This window comes from Actinotalea alkalitolerans (assembly GCF_023369855.1).
Classification (GTDB): domain Bacteria; phylum Actinomycetota; class Actinomycetes; order Actinomycetales; family Cellulomonadaceae; genus Actinotalea.
The window spans coordinates 17,796-38,260 of the sequence record NZ_JAMBPP010000018.1; the positions used below are offsets into that span (position 1 = coordinate 17,796).

General features: G+C 74.1%; 16 protein-coding genes, 1 pseudogene and 1 riboswitch. Of the genes and pseudogenes, 9 read left to right on the top strand and 8 right to left on the bottom strand.

Annotated elements, in window-relative coordinates; translation table 11 throughout:
- Positions 1-20: 20 nt before the first annotated feature.
- Positions 21-2,402, bottom strand: a complete 2,382-nt coding sequence (metE, locus tag M1R94_RS17905) for a 5-methyltetrahydropteroyltriglutamate--homocysteine S-methyltransferase (protein WP_249383098.1) — start codon at positions 2,400-2,402, stop codon at positions 21-23.
- 116 nt (positions 2,403-2,518) lie between these two features.
- Complete coding sequence (locus M1R94_RS17910; RefSeq protein WP_249383099.1) at positions 2,519-3,472, bottom strand: methylenetetrahydrofolate reductase; 954 nt, start codon at positions 3,470-3,472, stop codon at positions 2,519-2,521.
- 4 nt (positions 3,473-3,476) lie between these two features.
- Positions 3,477-3,571, bottom strand: a riboswitch (SAM riboswitch).
- A 206-nt stretch (positions 3,572-3,777) separates the two neighbouring features.
- Here M1R94_RS17910 and M1R94_RS17915 point away from each other — a divergent pair.
- From M1R94_RS17915 to M1R94_RS17945, 7 genes are all read left to right on the top strand, one after another.
- A complete protein-coding gene (locus M1R94_RS17915) occupies positions 3,778-4,926 on the top strand; it encodes an LLM class flavin-dependent oxidoreductase (RefSeq protein ID WP_249383100.1) in 1,149 nt (382 codons plus the stop codon).
- Positions 4,923-5,552, top strand: coding sequence for an FMN reductase (locus M1R94_RS17920; RefSeq protein WP_249383101.1), 630 nt, complete (start codon positions 4,923-4,925; stop codon positions 5,550-5,552). The genes M1R94_RS17915 and M1R94_RS17920 overlap by 4 nt, the downstream gene beginning before the upstream one ends.
- Before the next feature lie 10 nt (positions 5,553-5,562).
- Complete coding sequence (locus tag M1R94_RS17925; protein WP_249383102.1) at positions 5,563-6,069, top strand: methylated-DNA--[protein]-cysteine S-methyltransferase; 507 nt, start codon at positions 5,563-5,565, stop codon at positions 6,067-6,069.
- Positions 6,069-7,001: a DNA-3-methyladenine glycosylase family protein gene (locus tag M1R94_RS17930; RefSeq protein ID WP_249383103.1), complete on the top strand. Its 933-nt coding sequence runs from the start codon at positions 6,069-6,071 to the stop codon at positions 6,999-7,001. The genes M1R94_RS17925 and M1R94_RS17930 overlap by 1 nt, the downstream gene beginning before the upstream one ends.
- Before the next feature lie 103 nt (positions 7,002-7,104).
- Positions 7,105-8,664: a histidine kinase N-terminal 7TM domain-containing diguanylate cyclase gene (locus M1R94_RS17935; RefSeq protein WP_249383104.1), complete on the top strand. Its 1,560-nt coding sequence runs from the start codon at positions 7,105-7,107 to the stop codon at positions 8,662-8,664.
- Positions 8,661-9,161 carry a GNAT family N-acetyltransferase gene (locus M1R94_RS17940; RefSeq protein ID WP_249383105.1) on the top strand — a complete coding sequence of 167 codons (501 nt, stop codon included), beginning with the start codon at positions 8,661-8,663 and terminating at the stop codon, positions 9,159-9,161. Before M1R94_RS17935 ends, M1R94_RS17940 begins: the two co-directional genes overlap by 4 nt.
- A gap of 63 nt (positions 9,162-9,224) precedes the next feature.
- Positions 9,225-9,461, top strand: a complete 237-nt coding sequence (locus M1R94_RS17945; RefSeq protein WP_249383106.1) for a DUF6480 family protein — start codon at positions 9,225-9,227, stop codon at positions 9,459-9,461.
- Here M1R94_RS17945 and M1R94_RS17950 read toward each other — a convergent pair.
- The 4 genes from M1R94_RS17950 to M1R94_RS17965 all read right to left on the bottom strand — a co-directional run bounded on the left by M1R94_RS17950 (position 9,454) and on the right by M1R94_RS17965 (position 15,946).
- Positions 9,454-10,569 carry an FAD-dependent oxidoreductase gene (locus M1R94_RS17950; protein WP_249383107.1) on the bottom strand — a complete coding sequence of 372 codons (1,116 nt, stop codon included), beginning with the start codon at positions 10,567-10,569 and terminating at the stop codon, positions 9,454-9,456. The genes M1R94_RS17945 and M1R94_RS17950 overlap by 8 nt on opposite strands.
- 127 nt (positions 10,570-10,696) lie before the next feature.
- Positions 10,697-12,322, bottom strand: coding sequence for an FAD-dependent oxidoreductase (locus tag M1R94_RS17955; RefSeq protein WP_249383108.1), 1,626 nt, complete (start codon positions 12,320-12,322; stop codon positions 10,697-10,699).
- Positions 12,319-14,559, bottom strand: a complete 2,241-nt coding sequence (locus tag M1R94_RS17960; RefSeq protein ID WP_283253626.1) for a molybdopterin oxidoreductase family protein — start codon at positions 14,557-14,559, stop codon at positions 12,319-12,321. Before M1R94_RS17960 ends, M1R94_RS17955 begins: the two co-directional genes overlap by 4 nt.
- A 1-nt stretch (position 14,560) precedes the next feature.
- Positions 14,561-15,946 carry an MFS transporter gene (locus M1R94_RS17965; RefSeq protein WP_249383109.1) on the bottom strand — a complete coding sequence of 462 codons (1,386 nt, stop codon included), beginning with the start codon at positions 15,944-15,946 and terminating at the stop codon, positions 14,561-14,563.
- Between the two features lie 228 nt (positions 15,947-16,174).
- On the opposite strand from M1R94_RS17965, the gene M1R94_RS17970 reads away from it, so the two are divergent.
- Positions 16,175-17,116 carry an aldo/keto reductase gene (locus tag M1R94_RS17970; protein ID WP_249383110.1) on the top strand — a complete coding sequence of 314 codons (942 nt, stop codon included), beginning with the start codon at positions 16,175-16,177 and terminating at the stop codon, positions 17,114-17,116.
- Between the two features lie 25 nt (positions 17,117-17,141).
- Here M1R94_RS17970 and M1R94_RS21005 read toward each other — a convergent pair whose 3' ends face one another.
- Together M1R94_RS21005 and M1R94_RS17980 are read right to left on the bottom strand one after the other, a co-directional pair.
- Complete coding sequence (locus M1R94_RS21005; protein WP_249383111.1) at positions 17,142-17,864, bottom strand: YyaL domain-containing protein; 723 nt, start codon at positions 17,862-17,864, stop codon at positions 17,142-17,144.
- Positions 17,865-17,906: 42 nt separating this feature from the next.
- Positions 17,907-19,330: pseudogene (locus M1R94_RS17980) on the bottom strand (thioredoxin domain-containing protein); the annotation flags it as partial.
- A 287-nt stretch (positions 19,331-19,617) separates the two neighbouring features.
- Between M1R94_RS17980 and M1R94_RS17985 the strand changes: the two are divergent.
- Positions 19,618-20,463, top strand: coding sequence for a peptidoglycan-binding protein (locus M1R94_RS17985; RefSeq protein WP_249383112.1), 846 nt, complete (start codon positions 19,618-19,620; stop codon positions 20,461-20,463).
- Positions 20,464-20,465: the final 2 nt, after the last annotated feature.

Below are 20,465 nucleotides of genomic sequence, written 5' to 3' on the forward strand. Positions count from 1 at the left end.
AGTTCGAGGCCGCCCTGTGCTCATAGCCGCGCGCGCACGGTCGCTGTGGCTGCGACGAGGTTCCGGAGCGCCGCCGCGACCTCCTGCGGCCGGCGGGTCTTCAGGCCGCAGTCCGGGTTGACCCACAGGCGGTCGGCAGGGACCGTCCGCAGGGCACGCTCGAGCAGGTCCTCGATCTCGGCGACGTCGGGCACGCGCGGGGAGTGGATGTCGTAGACACCGGGGCCGACCCCGCGGGAGAAGCCGGTCCGGCCGACGTCGTCGAGCACCTCCATCCGCGAACGTGCGGCCTCGATGCTGGTGACGTCGGCGTCGAGGGCGTCGATCGCCTCCATGACGGCCCCGAACTCCGAGTAGCACAGGTGCGTGTGCACCTGGGTGGAGTCCGCGACCCCGGACGTGGCCAGCCGGAAGGCGTCCACGGACCAGCGCAGGTAGGCGGGGCGGTCGACCGCGCGGAGCGGCAGCAGCTCCCGCAGCGCGGGCTCGTCGACCTGGATGACGCCCACCCCGGCCGCCTCGAGGTCCGTCGCCTCGTCGCGCAGCGCGAGGGCGACCTGCCGGGCGGTGTCGGCCAGGGGCTGGTCGTCCCGGACGAACGACCAGGCCAGGATCGTCACCGGGCCGGTGAGCATGCCCTTGAGCGGCCGGTCGGTCAGCGACGCCGCGTAGGTCGTCCACGGGACGGTCATCGGCTCCGGTCGCACGACGTCGCCCCACAGCACGGACGGTCGCGTGCAGCGCGACCCGTAGGACTGCACCCACCCGTGCTGGGTCACCGCGAAGCCCTCGAGCAGCTCCGCGAAGTACTGCACCATGTCGTTGCGCTCGGCCTCGCCGTGCACCAGGACGTCGAGCCCGAGCTCCTCCTGGCTCGCCACGACCTCGGCGATGTGGGTGCGCATCACGGCGGTGTACTCGGTCGAGGTGAGGTCGCCGCGCCGGTGCGCCGCCCGCGCCCGGCGGATCTGCGGCGTCTGCGGGAAGGAGCCGATCGTCGTCGTCGGCAACGGGGGGAGGGGGAGCGCGGCGGCCTGCTGCGCTGCTCGGACCGGGTAGGGGCTGCGGTGGTGGTCCGCGTCGGTCAGGGCCGCGACGCGAGCGCGGACGTCGGGGCGTTCGACGCCGGGCGCTGTGCGCCGGCTCGCGACTGTGGTGCGCGCCTGGTCGAGGGTCGCCGCGACGGACCCGGGCCCGTCGGTCATGGCGGCAGCCAGGGTCACGACCTCGCGGACCTTCTGGTCGGCGAACGCGAGCCAGGAGCGGATCAGCGGGTCGAGATCCATCTCCTCCTCGACGTCGTGCGGGACGTGCAGCAGGGAGGTCGACGTGCCCACGCACACACGGACGTCCGGCAGGCCGTCGGCCAGGCGGTTCAGGGTGCCGAGGGCGGCGTCGAGATCCGTCCGCCACACGTTGTGCCCGTCGACGACCCCGGCGACGACGCTGCGTCCGGCGAACCTGCCCGTCAGGGACGCGACGACGGCGTCCACGTCGCCGCGCACCAGGTCCACCGCCACCGCGTCGACGCCTGCGTCGGCGAGCACGGGCAGCGCGTCCCCGGCCGGGCCGTAGGGGGTGGCGACGAGCAGGGCGGGCCGGTCCGGGAGGGCGAGTCCGCCGGCCAGCGCGCCGTACGCGGTGGCGGCCGCGGCGAGCACCCGGTCCCGCGGCACGTCGCCGTCCGTGACGAGGGCCGGCTCGTCCAGCTGGACCCACGGTGCGCCGGCCGCGGCGAGCGCCCGCAGCAGGTCCCCGTACGCGGTGACCACGTCCGTGAGGCGGTCCAGCGGGTGGAAGCCCACCGGTGCGTCGTCCGCGGCCTTGGCGAGCAGGAGGAACGTCACCGGGCCGACCAGCACCGGCCGCCCGGTGACTCCCCGGCGGGCGGTGCCCAGGAGCTCGCGCACCGGCCGGTCGCCGACCAGCCGCACGGGGGTCAGCGGGCCGATCTCCGGGACGAGGTAGTGGTAGTTCGTGTCGAACCACTTGGTCATCTCGAGCGGCGGGCGGGTGCGGTCGCCACGGGCGAGGGCGAAGTAGCCGGCGAGGTCCGACCCGTCGGTCAGGTCGGCGAAGCGGTCCGGGACGGCGCCGAGCAGCGCGGCGACGTCGAGGACCTGGTCGTAGTAGGAGAACGACGACGGCACGGCGGCGTCCGCCGCACCCAGCCCCAGGGCCACCAGCCGCGCCGTGGTCCGCTGCCGCAGCTCTGCCGCGGACGCCTCGAGCTCGTCGACCGACGTCGTGCCGGCCCAGTGGGACTCCAGCGCGGCCTTGAGCTCGCGACGAGGTCCGATCCGTGGGTAGCCCAGGACCGTCGCCCGCGGGAAGGGCGGCACGGTGGTGGGGTCTGCCGTGGTGCTCGCAGGGGACGGGCTGGGGCTCCGGTGCTCGGTCATCAGGTCCTCGTCGGGTTCGGGTGTGGCAGGGCGGGCGGGCGGGCGGGCGGGTTGACGGACGGGCGGTGCGGTCGGGCGGTGGCCGTGGTCGCGTGGGCCGGGCGTCGGCGGCGCAGTCACGGGGCCGGGCGCAGGCCGGCGGCGTGCAGCAGCGCGGCGGTCGGCTCGTACTGGTCGAACGTGAAGACGTGCAGCCCGGGTGCGCCGGCGTCCAGGAGGGCACGGGCGAGCTCAGCCCCCAGTGCCGTCCCCGCGGCCGCGCGGCGCTGGGCGTCGGTCTCCGCGTCGAGCAGGTCGAGGACGTGTGGCGGGACGTCGACGCCGCTGATCTGCTGCAGGCGCCGTAGCCGGCCGGGGTCCGTGAGGGGCACGATCCCGGGCACCAGAGGGAGGGTCACGCCCGCCCTCCGCGCGACCCGGACGTACCGGGCGTACGACGCCGGGTCGAACACCACCTGGGTGATCGCGTAGTCCGCGCCGGCGGCCTGCTTGCCCAGGAGTGCCTGGAGGTCGCCGCACCGCGTCGGCGGGACGTCGGTGGGCAGGTGGTCCAGGGCCGCGGGTGCGGCCGCCACACCCACGCCGACCTCGCAGCCGGTCGCGGCAGCGAGGTCGCGGAGCAGGGCGACCAGGTCGCTGGCGCGGCCGAGCTCACCGTCGGCGGGACGCCCGTCGCCCCGGCGTCCGTCCGGGGGTGTGACGCCGGGCGGGAGGTCACCGCGCAGGGCGAGGAAGTCGCGCACGCCGTCGGCCAGGAGGTCTGCTGCGACCTCCCGCACCTGCGCTGCGGTCATGCCGGCGAACGTCACGTGGGCGACGACCGGGACGGTGCCCCGGGCCAGCCAGGCCGTGAGGCTCCGCGAGGCGCCCGTGGCCGCACCCGCGGCGCCGTACGTCACCGAGAAGAAGTCGGGACGCAGGCTCGCCAGCTGCTCGACGGTCGCGCGGAGGCGGGTGTCGCCGGCGGCGGTCGCCGCCGGGAACAGCTCGAAGGAGAGGCTGGTCGGCCCGGCGGCTCGGGTCAGCCGGCCGGCCACGCCGGTCCGGGGTCGTGCGGTCGCGTCGCTCATCACTGCTCCATCGGTCCTGGCGTGAGCACCCGCACCCTGTCACCAGGGGGGTTGCTGCGGCGTCGTCGAGCCAGATCTCTCGGCCGCTCTTGATGGGTCACCTGACGGTAGAGCGGCGGGGTGGCTCCAGGACACGGCCCTAGGTCCCAGGTGCCGGACCGGACGTCTCACCCCTCGGTCAGTGGCCGGCTCGTGGTGACATGCAGGTGCGCCGGGCGGTGCATGGTGGGGGAATAGAGGGCTGGGTACTGGAGTTCTGCCGGTGAATGGTTTAATCTTGAATCACCGCACGACAGGAGCGTGACATGCAGTTCGGCATCTTCAGCGTCGGCGACGTGACCATGGACCCCACCACCGGGCGCACGCCGACCGAGGCGGAGCGCATCCAGGCGATGGTGGCGATCGCGCTCAAGGCCGAGGAGGTCGGGCTCGACGTCTTCGCCTCGGGGGAGCACCACAACCCCCCGTTCGTGCCCTCCTCGCCGACCACGCTCCTGGGCTTCATCGCTGCCCGCACCGAGCGGATCGTGCTGTCGACCGCGACCACGCTGATCACCACCAACGACCCGGTGAAGATCGCCGAGGACTACGCGATGCTCCAGCACCTGGCCGACGGCCGCGTGGACCTGATGATGGGTCGCGGCAACACCGGTCCGGTCTACCCGTGGTTCGGGCAGGACATCCGCAACGGCATCGCGCTCGCGGTCGAGAACTACGCGTTGCTGCACCGCCTGTGGCGCGAGGACGTCGTGGACTGGGAGGGCAGGTTCCGCACCCCGCTGCAGTCCTTCACCTCGACCCCTCGTCCGCTCGACGGGGTCGCGCCGTTCGTCTGGCACGGCTCGATCCGCAGCCCCGAGATCGCCGAGCAGGCCGCCTACTACGGCGACGGCTTCTTCCACAACAACATCTTCTGGCCGATCGAGCACACCCAGCAGATGGTCCGGCTGTACCGCCAGCGGTTCGAGCACTACGGGCACGGGTCGGCCGACCAGGCGATCGTGGGCCTGGGCGGACAGGTGTTCATGCGCAAGAGCTCGCAGGAGGCGAAGCGCGAGTTCCGGCCCTACTTCGACAACGCCCCGGTCTACGGCCACGGGCCCTCCATGGAGGACTTCACCGCCCAGACGCCGCTGACGGTCGGAAGCCCCCAGGAGGTCATCGACCGCTACGCCACGATGCGCGACCACGTGGGTGACTACCAGCGTCAGCTCTTCCTGATGGACCACGCCGGGCTGCCCCTGACGACCGTGCTCGAGCAGATCGAGATCCTCGGCGAGGAGGTCGTCCCCGTGCTGCGCAAGGAGCTCGCCGTCGGACGGCCCGCCCACGTGCCCGACGCACCCACCCACACCGCCCGCGTGGCGGCGGCGGGCGGGTCGCGGACCTCGGGGATCACCGCGGTCGACGACGTCACGGGCGTCTCGCCCGAGCACGCGCAGGTGACCCGATGACCCGCACGCTCGCGGTGGTGACGGCCGGGCTGCGCTCACCCTCGTCGACCCGGCTGCTCGCCGACCGACTCACCGAGGCGGTGGTGCGCGCGGTGCGCGAGCACGGTCAGGAGGTCGTGGTCGAGGTCGTCGACCTGCGCGAGCACGCCCATGACCTGACCAACATGATGCTCACCGGCTTCGCGTCGCGCGGCCTGCAGGACGCGATCGGCACGGTCACCGGGGCCGACGGCGTCATCGCGGTCACCCCGATCTTCTCGGGGTCCTACGGGGGGCTGTTCAAGACCTTCTTCGACGTGGTCGACGACGGCTCGTTGGCAGGTACCCCGGTGCTGATCGGGGCGACCGCGGGCTCGGCGCGGCACTCGCTCGCCCTCGATCACGCCGTGCGACCGCTCTTCGCCTACCTGCGTTCGGTCGTGGTGCCGACCGCGGTCTTCGCGGCGACCGAGGACTTCGGGCGGGCGACCGGCTCGACCACCACCGACACCGAGCCGATGGCCGTGCGGATCGACCGGGCGGCCCGCGAGCTCGCCGCCCTGGTCGTGGCCCGCGAGCAGGACCGGCGCACCGGAGGGCCCGGGACGCTGACGGTCAGCTTCGAGGACCTGCTCTCCGGTCAGTGAGCGGACGCCGATGACGACCAGGCACGTCGTGGTCGGCTCCCCGGTCGGGGAGCTGACCCTGGTCGCGACCGATGAGGCGCTCACCGGCGTGTACATGACCGCGCACCGGCGGATGCCCGCGCTCGCGACGCTCGGCGCACCCGAGCCCACGCACCCCTGCCTGGTGCAGGCCGCGGAGGAGCTCGAGGAGTACTTCGCGGGACAGCGGAGGCACTTCGACGTCGCGGTCCACCTGGTCGGCAGCGAGTTCCAGCGACGCGTCTGGGCGGCCCTCACCGACATCCCCTACGGCGAGACCTGGACCTACGGGGAGCTGTCCGAGCACGTCGGTGCCGGGCCGCGTGCGGTGCGTGCCGTCGGCGGGGCCAACGGACGCAACCCGGTCTCGATCGTCGTGCCCTGCCACCGGGTCATCGGTGCCGACGGGACCCTCACGGGGTTCGGCGGGGGGATCGAGCGCAAGCGCTACCTGCTGGACCTGGAGAACCCGGGCCGCGTGGGTGCCACCCTGTTCTGATGCGACCTGCCCTGACGCCACGCCACGCCGAGCGGGTCGTCCTGCCCTGGGTGGGCCGGTACGCCGTCGAGCCGCTGCTGCGGTCCCTGGCCGCGCACGCCGTGCCGGGTCTCGAGTCGACCGACCTCGTGGCCGGGACGCACACCAGGGTGGTCCGCGCGCCCGGCGGTCCCGCCGTGGTGACCGTGGGCTTTCCCCGGGCACGTGACGCCGGGGCTCCCCAGGGTGAGCGCTCCCGCGTCGAGGGAGCGGTCACGCTGACCCTCGACCTGGCCGCACCCGGTGACCTGGCGGTCGTGCAGCGGGTCGTGCGCCGCTGGCTCGCCCTGGACGTCGACACCGGCCCCGCCGAGACGCACCTTGCCGCCCACGACCGGCTGCGGCCCCTGGTGCGCGAGCGTCCGGGCCTGCGGGTGACCGGCTGCGTGGACGGCTTCGAGCAGGCGGTGCTCACCGTGCTGGGTCAGCAGGTCTCGCTCGCCGCGGCGCGGACCTTCGCGGGCAGGCTCGTGGCGGCTCTCGGAGATCCGGCGCCGCAGGGCCGGACGGCCTTCCCCTGCGCGCAGCGCCTCGCCGCCCTCGAGGTCGAGACCCTGCGTGCCACCGTCGGGCTGACCCGGAGCCGGGCGCGCACGGTCGTGGGCCTGGCGGTCGCCTGCGCCGAGGGGCTGGACCTGGGCCCCGACGCCGACCCGGTCGAGGCCGCCGCGGGCCTGGGTGCGGTCGCGGGGGTCGGACCGTGGACCGTGGACTACCTCCGGTTGCGTGCCCTGGGCGACGTCGACGCCTTCCCTGCCGGTGACCTGGTGCTGCGCCGGGCCCTGGGGGCAGGGACGACCGCCGAGGTGGAGCACCTCTCCCAGGCGTGGCGGCCCTGGCGTGCCTTCGCGGCGCTGCACCTGTGGCACGGCAACGCCTACGGCGCCGTCTGACCGCCGTCCGGCACGCCGTCCGTCTCCCTGATCGGCGCGGACGACTCCTCAACGACGCGTCCGGCCGGCCGATGAGAGCAGGAAGCCGGTCGAGAGGTCTCCTGTGCCCACCATCGTCGAGATCGTCTCGCTGCTCGCCGCGGTGCTCGCCACCTCCACCGCGGTGCGGGTGTGGAGTCGTCGTCGGACCTCACCCCTGGCGCTGCCGCTGTCCCTGATGCTCGTCGGTGCCTCGCAGTGGTCCGTCGCACGGTCCCTGCTGACCCTCGCCTCCACCCCGGAGGCGGCCGTGCTGCTGAACTACGCGATCTACCCGGGGGTCGCCGTGGTGGTGGGCGCCTCGTTCTGGTACTTCCTGGTGCTCGCCGGTCAGCAGACGTCGCTGACCCCGCGGGTACGGGTGCTGCTGTGCATCCACCCCGTGCTGCTCTTCGTGGCGCTGGTCACCGACCCCTGGCACCGGCTCTTCCTGCAACCGTCCACGACAGCGGCTGGGGTCGTCACGGTCGATGTCGGCCCGCTCTACTGGTTGCACACGGCCTACAGCTACACGTTGCTCGTGGTGGGCTTCGTGGTGGTCTTCCGGGCCATGCGACGTGCGGTCCGGGGGCACCGGCACGTCTACGCGGTGTCGTTGGTCGCGGCCGCCGTGCCCTTCGCCGGCAACGTGATCACCCAGTTCGTGACGATCAGTGCCCGGGGCCTGCACCTGACCCCGGTGCTCTTCCTGGTGAGCGCCGCGATCTGGTGGTGGGTCGAGCGGTTCGGCAACCGTGACGGGCTGGTCCCGGTCCAGGCTCGCCAGGTGCTCGCCGCACTGACCGACGCCGTGGTCGTGCTGGACCACCGTGGCGTGGTGGTCGACGCGAACCCCGCCGCCCGTCGCCTGCTCAGGGCCTTCTCGCAGGACGACGGCGCGCGGGTGGTCGGCGCAGGCTGGCACGAGGTCGCCGGGGGAGGGCTGGCACGGGTCGCCCTCGTCCCCGGCGAGGTCACCCAGGTCGTCGACGGGGGAACGGTGACCGAGGTGCGGGTCACCGAGATGACGGCCGACCGCGCGCAGCACCTCGGGTCGGTGGTGGTGCTCCGGGACGTCACCGAGGTAGTGCGGCTGCGCGACGAGCTGGCCGAGCAGGCCGTGCGTGACGGGCTGACCGGCCTGCACAACCGTCGCCACCTCGAGGTCGTCCTGGCCGACGCCGTCGCCCGGGCTGCGGCCGAGGGGTTCCCGCTCAGCGCGGTGATGGTCGACATCGACCACTTCAAGCAGGTCAACGACGGGCACGGGCACGCGGTCGGCGACCAGGTGCTGCTCGGGGTGGCGACCATCCTGGCCGACGGCGTCCGGAACGGTGACACGGTGGCCCGGTTCGGGGGTGAGGAGTTCGTCCTGCTGCTGCCGGGCGTCGGTGCCCACGCGGCCGCGGAACGGGCCGAGGCCTGGCGCAGGCTCTGCTCGGACCTGGCGGTCGACACCCCCGACGGACCGGTGACCGTGACGATCAGCGTGGGGGTCGCCGAGCTACCTGCCGGCTCCGGGCCCGACGAGCTGCTGCGCCTGGCCGACGACGCGCTGTACGCGGCCAAGGCTGCCGGGCGCGACGTCGTGGTCGTCCACGCCGACAGCGCCCTGAGCACCGGGGATGGCATGCTGCGAGCGTGAGCGCGCAGCCCGTCCAGATCCGACCCCTCACCCGTGCGGACTGGCCCCGGGTCGCCGCCATCTACGCCGAGGGCATCGCCACCGGCGACGCGACCTTCGAGTCCCACGTCCCCTCGTGGGAGACCTGGGACGCCGATCACGCACCCGGGCACCGGTGGGTCGCCACCGACGACTCCGCGTCGGTCACCGGCTGGGCCGCCTGCAGCCCGGTCAGCGGTCGGTGCGTGTACGCGGGCGTGGTCGAGGTGAGCGTCTACGTGGCCGAGGCGGCGCGCGGCAGAGGCGTCGGGTCGGCGCTGCTCGCGGCCGTCGTCGCCAGCACCGAGGTCGACGGGGTGTGGACCCTCCAGGCGGGCGTCTTCGCGGAGAACACCGGGAGCCTGGCCCTGCACGCCCGGCACGGGTTCCGCACCGTCGGGGTGCGTGAGCGGCTGGGGCAGCGCGACGGGCGCTGGCGCGACGTGGTGCTGCTCGAGCGGCGCTCGACGACCGTCTGAGGCGTGCTCCCGTGCGACCGTCCCACCGGTTGCGGGCCCGGGACCGCTGGTTAGCGTAGGCGGATGACCAGTCCTGGCACCGACCTCGACCCCGACCAGACCCCCGGCCTCGAACCCGGTGGGTCGGTGGCCCCGGGTGACACGCCGCCGGCGGAGACCTCGACCACGGGCGGGGTCAAGCGGGAGCAGCCCGACCTGCCCTCAGGTCGCACCAACAAGGTCGTCTACGGCCTGATCCTCGGGGTCGTCGCCCTCGTCGTGCTCATGTTCGTCGGGTACGCGGTAGGCCTGATCACCTGACGTCGATGCCCTGCGGGCCGGCGAAGAGCCGGGACATGGCGTAGGTCGAGAGGTCCTTGCCCTTGATCTCGCTCGTCGCCCGGGGACCCAGCACCATCCGCGACCCGTCGTCCCGGGTGATCTGCGCCGCTCCTGCGTCGGGGCCCAGGGCGAGCACGATGCGCTCGGGTGCGGGGGTGTAGGTCGCGGAGGGCTCGCGTCCCTCGATCAGGTCCGTGATGTTCTGCGCCACCACGGTGGCGTGGTCACGTGCCGCGCTGATCCGCTTGTTCTCGCCGATGTCCGCGGTGTCGCCGATCGCGAAGACCGTGCGCTGGCCGTGGACGTTCAGGTGCTGGGTCACCGGGATGGTCCCGTCGTGGCGCAGACCGACCGACAGTTCGTCGTCGAGGTACTCGGTCCGGGCGCGGGTGCCGAAGCAGCGGAACCACATCTGCGCCTCGACGCGCGCCCCGGTGGTGGTCTCGACGGTGAACTGGCCGTAGGTGCCGACGTCGACCGGAGGCAGGTGACCGAGCGGGGCGCCGACCACGAAGGTCACCCCCCGCTTCTCGAGCTGGTGGCGCACCGAGTGCCGCAGCTCGGGCAGGTAGTCACCCGTGGTGAGGATGTCGGGCTCCTGCTCGACCACGGTGACGGCCAGCCCCGGGAACGCCGAGGTCAGCTCACCGGCGAGCTCGAGGCCCACCGGACCCGCACCCACCAGCAGCACCCGCTCGCACCGGGCGAGGGCCTCGCGCATGCGGCTGAGGTGCGCGACGGCGTCGGCTGCGCGGTTCTCCAGGAACCGCGCGGGGAACGGGTAGCTGGTCCCGGTGGCGAGCACCAGGTAGTCCGCCGGGAGGGCGTCGTGCGCCGAGACCCTGACCAGGTTCGGGGAGACCAGGCGGGCTTGGTCGTGGACGACCCGACCGCGCGTCAGGAGGTGGTCGTAGGGGTAGAAGACCTGCTTCTGCCAGCTCTCGTCGACCACGGCGCGCAGCGTCGCCGCCGCGTAGACGAACGCGTCCTTCGGCTCGACCAGGACGACGTCGGCCACCTCGTCGAGCGCTCTTGCCACGGATGAGCCGGCGAACCCGCCGCCGACCACCACCACACGCTGCTGCATCGTTCTCTCCTGGGGTGCCGTGGTCGGCCGGTGCACCGGCGTTCTCCAAGTGTGCCGTGCACCCTGTCGGTGTGGCGATACCGTCCATCCTCACGCGCCCCCCGCGCCGCGTCCGAGGACGAACGGCCTACCGTCGTCCGCCGGGCAGCGCCGGAGCCGGCTGCGACGAGCCGTCCAGCGCCGTGGCCGGTGGGGTTGCGGCGGCGACGGGGAGAGCCGCGTCCCCTCCGGTGCCGGGCACGGCTGCCGGGGGGTCGGTCCGGCGCAACCAGTCCACGATGCCGCAGACGGCCTCGGTGCAGCCGCCGCACCCGGTGGTCGCCCGGGTCTCGCGGGTGACCGCCTCGACGCTGCGCGCGCCGTGCCGCCAGCACGCGACCAGGTCACCCTTGGTGACCCCGTTGCACCGGCAGACCGTCGTGCGGTCGGGCATCAGGGTCGGCGAGGGCTCGGGCCCCGCGGCGGCCGCGGCGCCGCGCACCGGGCGGAGCAGCAGCTGGCCCGGGTCTGCGGGGACGGGTGTCCTGCGTGCGTAGGCGGTGGTGAGGTCGGCCGCGAGCGCGCCCGCGCCCACGCACGTCGCACCGACGAGCACACCGTCCGCGACGACGAGCTCGACGTGCCGACCCACCGAGGGGTCGCTCAGCCGCACGACCCGCGCGCCGTCGGCGTCGGTGGCATCGCCACGCACTCCCATGGTCACGACCTCGAGCCCGTGGGCCTTGAGACGCACGACGTCGGTCCCGTGAGGGGCGTCAGGGGGTGCCTGTCGGGTGGGCGCGGTCGCGGTCGGGGCCGGTGCCCCGACGGTCGCGAGCCGTGAGGCGAGCCGTCGTGCCTGGTCCCAGCCCTGCGCGATCAGCCCGGTGCTGCCCTCGGGAGGCTCGGCGCAGTCGCCGATCGCGTGGACGGCCGGGTCGGCGGTCGCGCCGTCGGCGCCCACGACGATCCCACGCCGCACCTCCAGACCAGCCCGTACGGCCAGGCCCGTCTCGGGGAGCGTCCCCGCGGTGAGCACCAGCAGGTCCGTGGCGAGCTCGACCTCTCCGTGCGCACCCCGCAGCCGGAGCCCACGGAGCCGACCGTCGGCCAGGAGCACCTCGTCGGTGACCGCGCCGGTCACGTGGTCGATGCCCAGGCGCTGCAGCCCGTGCACCACGGCGCCGGCTCCGGCCCCGTCGAGCTGGCGGTCCATCAGGTGCTCCCCGCCGTGGACCACCGTGACGTGCAGGCCACGGCGGGCCAGCCCGCAGGCCGCCTCGAGGCCCAGCACCCCGGCACCCAGGACGACGGCGCGGCGCGCGTTGACCGTCGCGGCGACGATCTCCCGGGCGTCGTCCAGGGTGCGCAGGGCGTGCACCCCGGCGGGCAGGGCCGCCGACCCGGTGGGTGCGTCCCCGGTCAGGCCGGTGATCTCGGGGACCCGGGCACGCGCGCCGGTGGCCAGGACCAGCACGTCGTAGGGGGTCCGGCTGCCGTCCGCGCCGGTGACCGTCCGGGCGACGCGGTCGATCGTCGTGGCGACCGTGCCGGGTCGCACCGACACCCCGGGGAGGTCGGTCCGCGGCAGCGTGAGGGACGCGACGTCGACGGCGCCGGCGACGACCTCGCTGAGCAGCACCCGGTTGTAGGGCTCGTACTCCTCGGCCCCCAGGACGGTCACCTCGAACCGGTCGGTCCCCGGCTGGCCCAGGAGGTCCTCGACGAAGCGCGACCCGACCATCCCGTTGCCCACCACCACGACGCGGGTCATCGGCGCACCACCTCTCGCTCGTCCCGCTCGGAGCGGTGCGGGACCCGGGGTGATGCCGGCCCGGGCGTCGCGGCACGGACGTCGACCGCGCACACCTTGAAGTCGGGCATGCCCGAGACCGGGTCGGTCGCGTCGGAGGTCAGCCGGTTGGCGCTGCCGACCCCGGACCAGTGGAAGGGCATGAACACCGCGTCGGGCCGGGCCGACGGCGTCACGTGGGCGACGGCCAGCGCGGTCGCCCGTGCCGAGGTGATCTCGACCATCTCGCCGTCGGCGACCCCGAGCCGGTCGGCGAGCAGCGGGTGGATCTCGGCGTAGGGCTCGGGCTGCGCGGCGGCCAGGGCGGGTACCCGCCGGGTCTGTGCGCCCGACTGGTAGTGCTGGAGCACCCGCCCGGTGATCAGGTACACCGGGGCGTCGGGGCGCAGGTCGTCGTGCGGACCGTGGTGGTCCACGGCGACCATGCGCGCCCGGCCGTCCGATGTGGGGAAGGTCCGGGTGAACAGCCGTGGTGTCCCGGGGTGCGCCGGCTGGCCGGCGGGTCGGGCCGGGACCGGCCAGAACAGCCCTCCGCGCGTCGCGTCGTCCTGGTCGGCTGGGTCCTGCCCGGCTGCCTCGACCGCGTCCAGGCGGGCGTGGCTGAGCCCGCTGTAGTCGGCAGGCCCACCCGCGCTGGCCCGGGCGAGCTCGTCGAAGACCACGGCCGGGTCGGTGGGGAATCCCCGGGTGACCCCGAGCCGCTGCGCGAGGTCGTGCAGGATCTCGAGCTCGGACCGCACACCGGCAGGGGGAGCCAGGGCACGACGGCGCCGCAGCACGCGGCCCTCGAGGGAGGTCATCGTGCCCTCCTCCTCGGCCCACTGCGTGACGGGCAGCACGACGTCGGCCAGCAGGGCCGTCTCGGAGGGCACCACGTCGCAGACGACCAGCAGGTCCAGGGCTGCGAGCCGCCGGCGCACCGCGTCGGCGTCGGGGGCGCTGACCACCAGGTTGCAGCCGTGCACCAGCAGGGCACGCGGTCCCTGCGGGGTGCCCAGCCGGCGCAGCAGCTCGACCGCGGGCACGCCGGGCCCGGGAAGGTCGTCGGGGTCCACGCCCCAGACGCCGGCGACGTGGGCGCGGGCCGCGGGGTCGTCGATCCTGCGGTAGCCGGGCAGCTGGTCGGACTTCTGCCCGTGCTCCCGGCCGCCCTGCCCGTTGCCCTGGCCGGTGATCGCGCCGTACCCGCTGCCGGGGCGTCCGGGCAGGCCCAGGGCCAGGGCCAGGTTGATCGCCGCGGTCACCGTCGCGGTCCCCTGGGTGCTCTGCTCGGCGCCGCGCCCGGTCAGGATGTAAGCCCCTGCCCCGCCGTGCAACGGGCTCGCCGCGGCGAGCAGCCGTGCCGCATGACGCAGGTCGGACGCGGGCACCCCGCACACCGCCTCGGCCCGTTCGGGCCACCAGGCGGCGACGCTGCGGCGGACGTCGTCGGCCCCTGTGGTGCGCTCGTCGAGGTAGGAGGTGTCGGCCAGCCCCTCGGCCCACACCACGTGCAGCAGGGCCAGCAGCACCACGAGGTCCGTGCCGGGCACGGCCTGCAGGTGCATCCCCTTGTCGTCGTCGGCCAGGGCCGCGGTGGCCGAGTGGCGCGGGTCGACCACGAGCAGGCCACCCTCCGCGCGGGCCCGTGCGAGGTGCGCCGAGGAGGGCGGCATGGTCTCGGCGAGGTTGGAACCCAGCAGCAGCACCGCCTGCGCACCTCCGAGGTCGGCGAGGGGGAACGGCAGGCCCCGGTCCACGCCGAAGGCCCGGTTGGCTCCCGCGGCGGCGCTGGCCATGCAGAAGCGGCCGTTGTAGTCGATGAAGGGTGTCCGGAGCACGACCCGGGCGAACTTGCCCAGCGCGTACGCCTTCTCGTTGGTCAGGCCGCCGCCCCCGAAGACCGCCACCGACCCGGGGCCGTGCTCGGCCTGCAGGCCGAGCAGCCGACCGGCGACCAGGTCGAGCGCCTCGTCCCAGGTGGCGGGGTGCAGCTCGCCGTCCTGCCCGCGCAGCAGCGGGGTGGTCAGACGGTCCGGGGCCCGCAGCACCTGGGCGCTGGTCCAGCCCTTCTGGCACAGGCCACCACGGTTGGTCGGGAGCTGCCGGCCGGTGACGGCCACCGGTGCCCCGACGGCGCGTGCGGCGTCGTCGGGGGCACCGAGGGTCATCGCGCACTGCAGCGCGCAGTACGGGCAGTGGCTCGCGGTGGAGGTCAACTCAGATCCCCGCGGCGCTGATCGCCGAGCCTCGCCGTTGGTACACGGCCCAGGTGGTGAAGCCCATCACCAGGTACATCCCGACGAAGCCGAGCAGGGCGGGCTGCAGGCTCCCGGCGAGCTCGTTGGAGATCGCGAAGCCGCGCGGGATGAGGAAGCCGCCGAAGGCGCCGATCGCCCCGGCGATGCCGATGCAGCCGGCCGCTGCCTTCCGGGCCACCGCGGCCCGCTCGGGGGTCGTCGCACCGACCTGGAACACGGCCGGGATCATCCGGTAGGTCGCGCCGTTGCCGATGCCCGTCGCGACGAAGAGCAGCAGGAAGGAGCCGAGGAAGAGGCCGAAGCTCGCCTGCTCCAGGGCGAGCACCGCGCCGACGGCCCCCGTCGCCATGATCGCGAACGAGGCGATCGTCACGCGGGCCCCACCCCACCGGTCGGCCAGGATCCCGCCGGCCGGGCGGGCCAGGGAGCCGACGAGCGCCCCCAGGAAGGCGATGCTGAGGGTCACCTCGGGGAACTGGTTGCGCAGCAGGGTCGGGAACGCCCCGGAGTAGCCGATGAACGAGCCGAAGGTGCCGATGTACAGGAACGAGATGATCCAGGTGTGGCGGTTGGACGTCGCCGCACCGAAGGCGCGGTAGTCGGCCCTCGCACCCGACAGGTTGTCCATCCGCCGCCAGGCCAGGTAGGCGGCCAGCACGATGAGCGGGATGAACATCACCCCGGCACGCTCGAGGTGCAGCCCGGCCGCACCGACGATGACCAGCGGGACGGCGAACTGGACCGCGGCGGTGCCGAGGTTGCCTCCCGCGGCGTTCAGGCCCAGGGCCTTGCCCTTCTCCCGCTCGGGGTAGAAGAACGAGATGTTCGCCATCGACGAGGCGAAGTTCCCGCCGCCCAGGCCCGCGAGCGCGGCGACGACCAGCAGCATCGCGAACGAGGTGTCGGGACGGGTCACCACGAAGGCCAGGGCGCTCGCGGGCAGCAGCAGGAGCAGGGCCGAGATGATCGTCCAGTTGCGCCCGCCGAAGAGCGGCACGGCGAAGGTGTACGGGATCCGCAGGGTCGCCCCCACCAGGCTGGGCACGGCGATCAGCCAGAACTGCTGGTCGATGGTCAGCGCGAAGCCGGCGGTCGCGAGCTGCGGCACGACGATGCTCCACGACGCCCAGACGGCGAACCCGAGGAACTCGGCGAAGATCGAGGGCCAGAGGTTGCGCTGCGCGACCCGGCGCCCCCCGTTCTTCCAGAAGGACGGGTCCTCGGGGTCCCAGTGGTCGATCCAGCGACCGGGCCGCGAGACCGGTGCGAGGGTCTGCTCCGGTGCGGGCGCTGCGGGCCCGTGCGGGCCGTCCGGGTCGGTCTGGGTGAGGGTCGGTGCCGTCATCTCGGTGCCTCCTGCGTCGACGGTGCAGTGCGGGGTGGCGGCCGGCTCGCACGCCTGGCTCGTTGACGTCGACGGTAGGGACGCGGTGTTTCCCCCGGTGGTCCCCGGGTGTTACCTCTACGGAACAGTCACCGCACGCCCGCTCGACGGTCGCTGTGAGAACTGCGGCGACCGACGTGCCCCGGGCCTCCCGGAGGTGGCCCCGGTGGTCTCGGCTACGGTCGATCCATGCGACGACGCCCCCTGGGATCCACCGGACTGTCCGTCTCACCGGTCTGCCTGGGCACGAGCCCGCTGGGCAACATCGGGCTGTACGGCGGTGAGGTGACCGTCGAGGAGGCGGTCAGCACGGTGCTGCGGGTCCTGGAGGGGCCGGTCACCTTCATCGACACCTCGAACAACTACGGCGACGCCGAGCGGCGGATCGGTCTGGCGCTGCGCGAGGCCGGAGGCCTTCCCGACGGCTTCGTGCTGGCGACCAAGGTCGACCCGGTCCGCGGGTCGGGTGACTTCTCCGGCGCCCGTGCGCGCACCTCGGTCCAGGAGAGCCTCGAGCGGCTCGGGGTCGACCACCTGCAGCTGGTCTACGTGCACGACCCGGAGATCATCGACTTCGACGAGGCCACCGGGCCCGGTGGCGTGGTCGAGGCCGTGGTCGAGATGCAGCAGGAGGGCCTGATCGAGCACATCGGGGTGGCCGGCGGACCGATCGACCTCATGCAGCGTTTCGTGTCCCTGGGGGTGTTCCAGGCCGTCATCAGCCACAACAGGTACACGCTGGTCGACCAGTCGGCCTCACCCCTGATGGACCAGGCGGCTGCCGCGGGGGTCGCCATGGTCAACGGCGCCCCCTACGGCGGCGGCATGCTCGTCAAGGGGCCCGTGGCCTTCCCGCGCTACTGCTACCGCGACGCCGGGCAGGCCACCGTGGACCGCGTGCTGGCGATGGAGCGGGCCTGCGCCGATCACGACGTCCCGCTGGCCGCCGCGGCGCTGCAGTTCTCGCTGCGTGAGCCCCGGATCGCCTCGACGATCGTGGGGATGTCGCGGCCCGAGCGTGTCGAGCAGACCCTCGCCCTGGCTGCGACGCCGATCCCGGACGAGCTGTGGGTCGTGCTCGAGGAGCTCGCCGCACCAGGCCGGACCGGTATCGACCACGAACGGGACTGAGCCCGAGCGCCTGCTGGACCGACCCTCAGGGCGTGAGCTGCGCCGCGAGCTCGACGGGGTCGGTCGTGGGACGGTCGCACACGAAGCCGCGGCACACGTAGGCGGTGGGACGACCGCCGCTCATCGGCCGGTCGGCCAGCAGGGCCACCGGTGACCCGGCAGGCTCGTCGCCGGTCCCGACCGCCAGCACGACCCCCGGGGCCGTCGTGGCCCAGGTGGTGCGACGCAGGGCCTGGGTGGCCGGGTCGTCGACGGGTCCGACGACGGCGACCTCCCGGGGGCCGTCCAGCGCTGCCTCCGCGACGGCCAGGGCCCATCCGGCGGCCCGCGGGTGACGGGAGGAGATCAGCAACGGCTCGGTCAGCGCCCGCCGGGCGACCTCACGGTGCTCGCGCGACCCCGTGAGCGCCGCGTAGGTGAGCAGGGCCCCGGCTGCTGCTGCCTGACCGGAGGGCGTCGGCCCGTCCGCGACGTCCCGCGGGCGGCGGATGCGCGCCAGGACCGGGTCGGTCTGGTCGGACGCCGTGTCGAAGAACCCGTCGACGCCGTCCCGGAACCGCTCGAGCACCGAGTCGAGCAGGCGGCCCGCGCGGGAGACCCAGACCTGCTCCCCGGTCACCTTGTACAGGGCGAGGAAGCCGTCCGCGACGTGTGCGTAGTCCTCGAGCACGCCCGGGGCGGTGCCCGCCACGCCGTCGCGTGAGGTCCGCACCAGGCGTGCGGTGCCGTCGACGTCGCTCAGGTGCACCTCGACCAGCAGCTCGGCGGCGGTGCGGGCGGCATCGACCCACTCACGCCGGTCCAGCAGCGCCCCGGCCTCGGCCAGGGCTGCGATCGCCAGGCCGTTCCACGACGCGACGACCTTGTCGTCGCGGGCCGGGCGGGGCCGGGCCCCCCCGGGCCCGCGGGGGGGGGGGGGGGGCCCCCCCCCACGGGGGCGGGGCCCCGCCGCCCCCCGCCCCGGGCGGGGGGGGGGCCCGCCCGCCCCCCCCCCGGCGCGCCCCCCCCCCCGCCGGGGGCCGGGCGGGGCCGCTCCTCGCGGGCCGCGAGGAGCTGGTCGCGGACCCCGACGTAGCGGGCGACCTCGTGCGGGTCGGGGTCCGCGAGGAGCTGGAGCACCGAGGACCCGTGCTCGAAGGTGCCCTCGGGCGTGACGTCCCAGAGCCGTGCGGCCCACGGGCCGTCCTCGGGTCCGAGCGCCGCGAGGAGCTGGGCGGGCGTCCACACGTAGAACGCGCCCTCGCGCCCCTCGCTGTCGGCGTCCAGCGCCGAGGCGAGACCGCCCTGCGGGGTGAGCAGCTCGGCGAGCAGCCAGTCGGCGGTCTCGCCGACCACGCGGTGGGCGAGCTCGGCGCCCGTGGCGCGCCACCAGGTGGTGCACGTCCGCAGCAGCAGCGCGTTGTCGTAGAGCATCTTCTCGAAGTGGGGGACCACCCAGTGCGGGTCTACGGAGTACCGCGCGAACCCGCCGCGCAGCTGGTCGTAGAGTCCGCCGCGCGCCATCGAGCCCAGGGTGTGCTCGGCCATCCTCAGGGCCTGGGCGTCACCGGTGCGGGCGTGGTGACGCAGCAGCCACTCCAGCACCATCGACGGCGGGAACTTGGGTGCACCGCCGAAGCCCCCGTGAGCGGCGTCGTAGGAGCGCCGGATCTCGACCAGCGCCCGGTCCACGGCGGGCTGCCCGACGACGTCCTCGTCGGGCAGGGTCTGCGGCACCCGCTGGGCCAGGGCCTCGCGGATCTGCGTGGCGCTGGCTGTGACGTCCCCCCGCTGCGTGCTCCAGGCCGACGCCATCGCCTGGAGCACCTGAGCGAAGGAGGCCATGCCCTGGACCGGGACCGGGGGGAAGTAGGTGCCGCAGTAGAACGGTTCGCCCTCGGGGGTCGCGAAGACCGTCATCGGCCAGCCGCCCTGGCCGGTCATGGCCTGCGTGGCCTCCATGTAGACGGCGTCCACGTCCGGGCGTTCCTCGCGGTCGACCTTGACGTTGACGAAGTGCTCGTTCATGAAGGCGGCGACGGCCTCGTCCTCGAAGGACTCGTGGGCCATCACGTGGCACCAGTGGCATGCCGCGTACCCGGTCGAGACCAGCAGCGGCACGTCACGGCGGCGGGCCTCGGCGAACGCCTCGTCGCCCCACTCGTACCAGTCGACCGGGTTGTCGGCGTGCTGCTGGAGGTACGGGCTCGTGCTCGCTGCCAAGCGGTTCGGCATGGGGCCTCCTCCGGCGTCGCCGACGTCTACCAGGTGTGGTGCCGTCGTCTGCCACGGTGACACACCACCAGCAGGCCCGCCGCTCCGCGCGGTACCCGGGGGCCGTCCGGGCAGCCCGTCGGGGCGACGGTTCGGGCAGCGGACGCAGCCCCCGGGTCCGCTCGTGCCGTCCTTGACGGCGCTGCGACGGGGACCGAGCGTGGGAGCACCGGTGACCGTGCGCACACGTGTCCCGTCGCAGCGTCGCCGAGGGAGCTGTTGCGTCGTCGAGGGAGGGGAACGCACCCGTGAGCGCTTTCAGCATCGACATGTCCCACCCGTTCCGTGAGGGGTTCACCCGGGGCCACGGCGGCCCCAACACGGGCGGTCACCAACCGCCGGACTGGTACATCCAGTACGGGATGGATCTCGGCGCGACCCCCGGAACCGTGGTGCACGCGGCGTTCGACGCCCACATCACCCGCTACCACCCCCACGACCCGGCCAAGGACAGCGGCCGGGTCTTCGGCGCGCAGCTGTTCATGCGGTCGCCCAACGACAGGATGGGCGGCTTCTACACCCACCTCACCGCGGTGCCCTCGCACGTGGCCGCCGGGACCCGGATCACGCGGGGCGAGGTGCTCGGGGAGGTCATGCCCTACGGCAACGCACCCCACCTGCACCTGGCGCTCGTCGAGATCATCGGCGGCGCGCCGAACGGCCGCTACCAGGGCGTCGACCTCTACCAGCACTTCCTGGCGACCGCGGGCTCGTCGGCACCGGTGAGCATCACCTTCGCCCAGGACGGCACCCCGCCGTCGGTCGGCGCCGGGGGAAGCAGCGGTGGCGGAGGTGGCGGCGGCCGCGGCGGAGGAGGAGGCGGAGGAGGAGGCGAAGGCGGAGGCGGCGGTGGCAGCAGCAGCAGCGGTGGCAGCCCCGTCCAGCTCGGGAGCCTGCGTGAGGTCCAGCGGGCGCTGGCCATGCTCGGCTACGACCCGGGGACCGCCGACGGTATCGACGGCCCCCGGACCCAGGCGGCGGTCCGCGTCTTCCAGGCCGCCCGTGGTCTCGCCGTCGACGGCGTCGTCGGCCCGCGCACCCGGACCGCCCTGGCGGCCGCGCTGGTCGAGCAGGGGCTGACCCTGCAGGGCTGAGC

Excerpts from the sequence above, each read along its gene's own strand:
- metE (WP_249383098.1), bottom strand. The coding sequence starts at position 2,402 with ATGACCGAGCACCGGAGCCCCAGCCCGTCCCCTGCGAGCACCACGGCA.
- M1R94_RS17910 (WP_249383099.1), bottom strand. The coding sequence starts at position 3,472 with ATGAGCGACGCGACCGCACGACCCCGGACCGGCGTGGCCGGCCGGCTG.
- M1R94_RS17915 (WP_249383100.1), top strand. The coding sequence starts at position 3,778 with ATGCAGTTCGGCATCTTCAGCGTCGGCGACGTGACCATGGACCCCACC.
- M1R94_RS17920 (WP_249383101.1), top strand. The coding sequence starts at position 4,923 with ATGACCCGCACGCTCGCGGTGGTGACGGCCGGGCTGCGCTCACCCTCG.
- M1R94_RS17925 (WP_249383102.1), top strand. The coding sequence starts at position 5,563 with ATGACGACCAGGCACGTCGTGGTCGGCTCCCCGGTCGGGGAGCTGACC.
- M1R94_RS17930 (WP_249383103.1), top strand. The coding sequence starts at position 6,069 with ATGCGACCTGCCCTGACGCCACGCCACGCCGAGCGGGTCGTCCTGCCC.
- M1R94_RS17945 (WP_249383106.1), top strand. The coding sequence starts at position 9,225 with ATGACCAGTCCTGGCACCGACCTCGACCCCGACCAGACCCCCGGCCTC.
- M1R94_RS17950 (WP_249383107.1), bottom strand. The coding sequence starts at position 10,569 with ATGCAGCAGCGTGTGGTGGTGGTCGGCGGCGGGTTCGCCGGCTCATCC.
- M1R94_RS17955 (WP_249383108.1), bottom strand. The coding sequence starts at position 12,322 with ATGACCCGCGTCGTGGTGGTGGGCAACGGGATGGTCGGGTCGCGCTTC.
- M1R94_RS17965 (WP_249383109.1), bottom strand. The coding sequence starts at position 15,946 with ATGACGGCACCGACCCTCACCCAGACCGACCCGGACGGCCCGCACGGG.
- M1R94_RS17970 (WP_249383110.1), top strand. The coding sequence starts at position 16,175 with ATGCGACGACGCCCCCTGGGATCCACCGGACTGTCCGTCTCACCGGTC.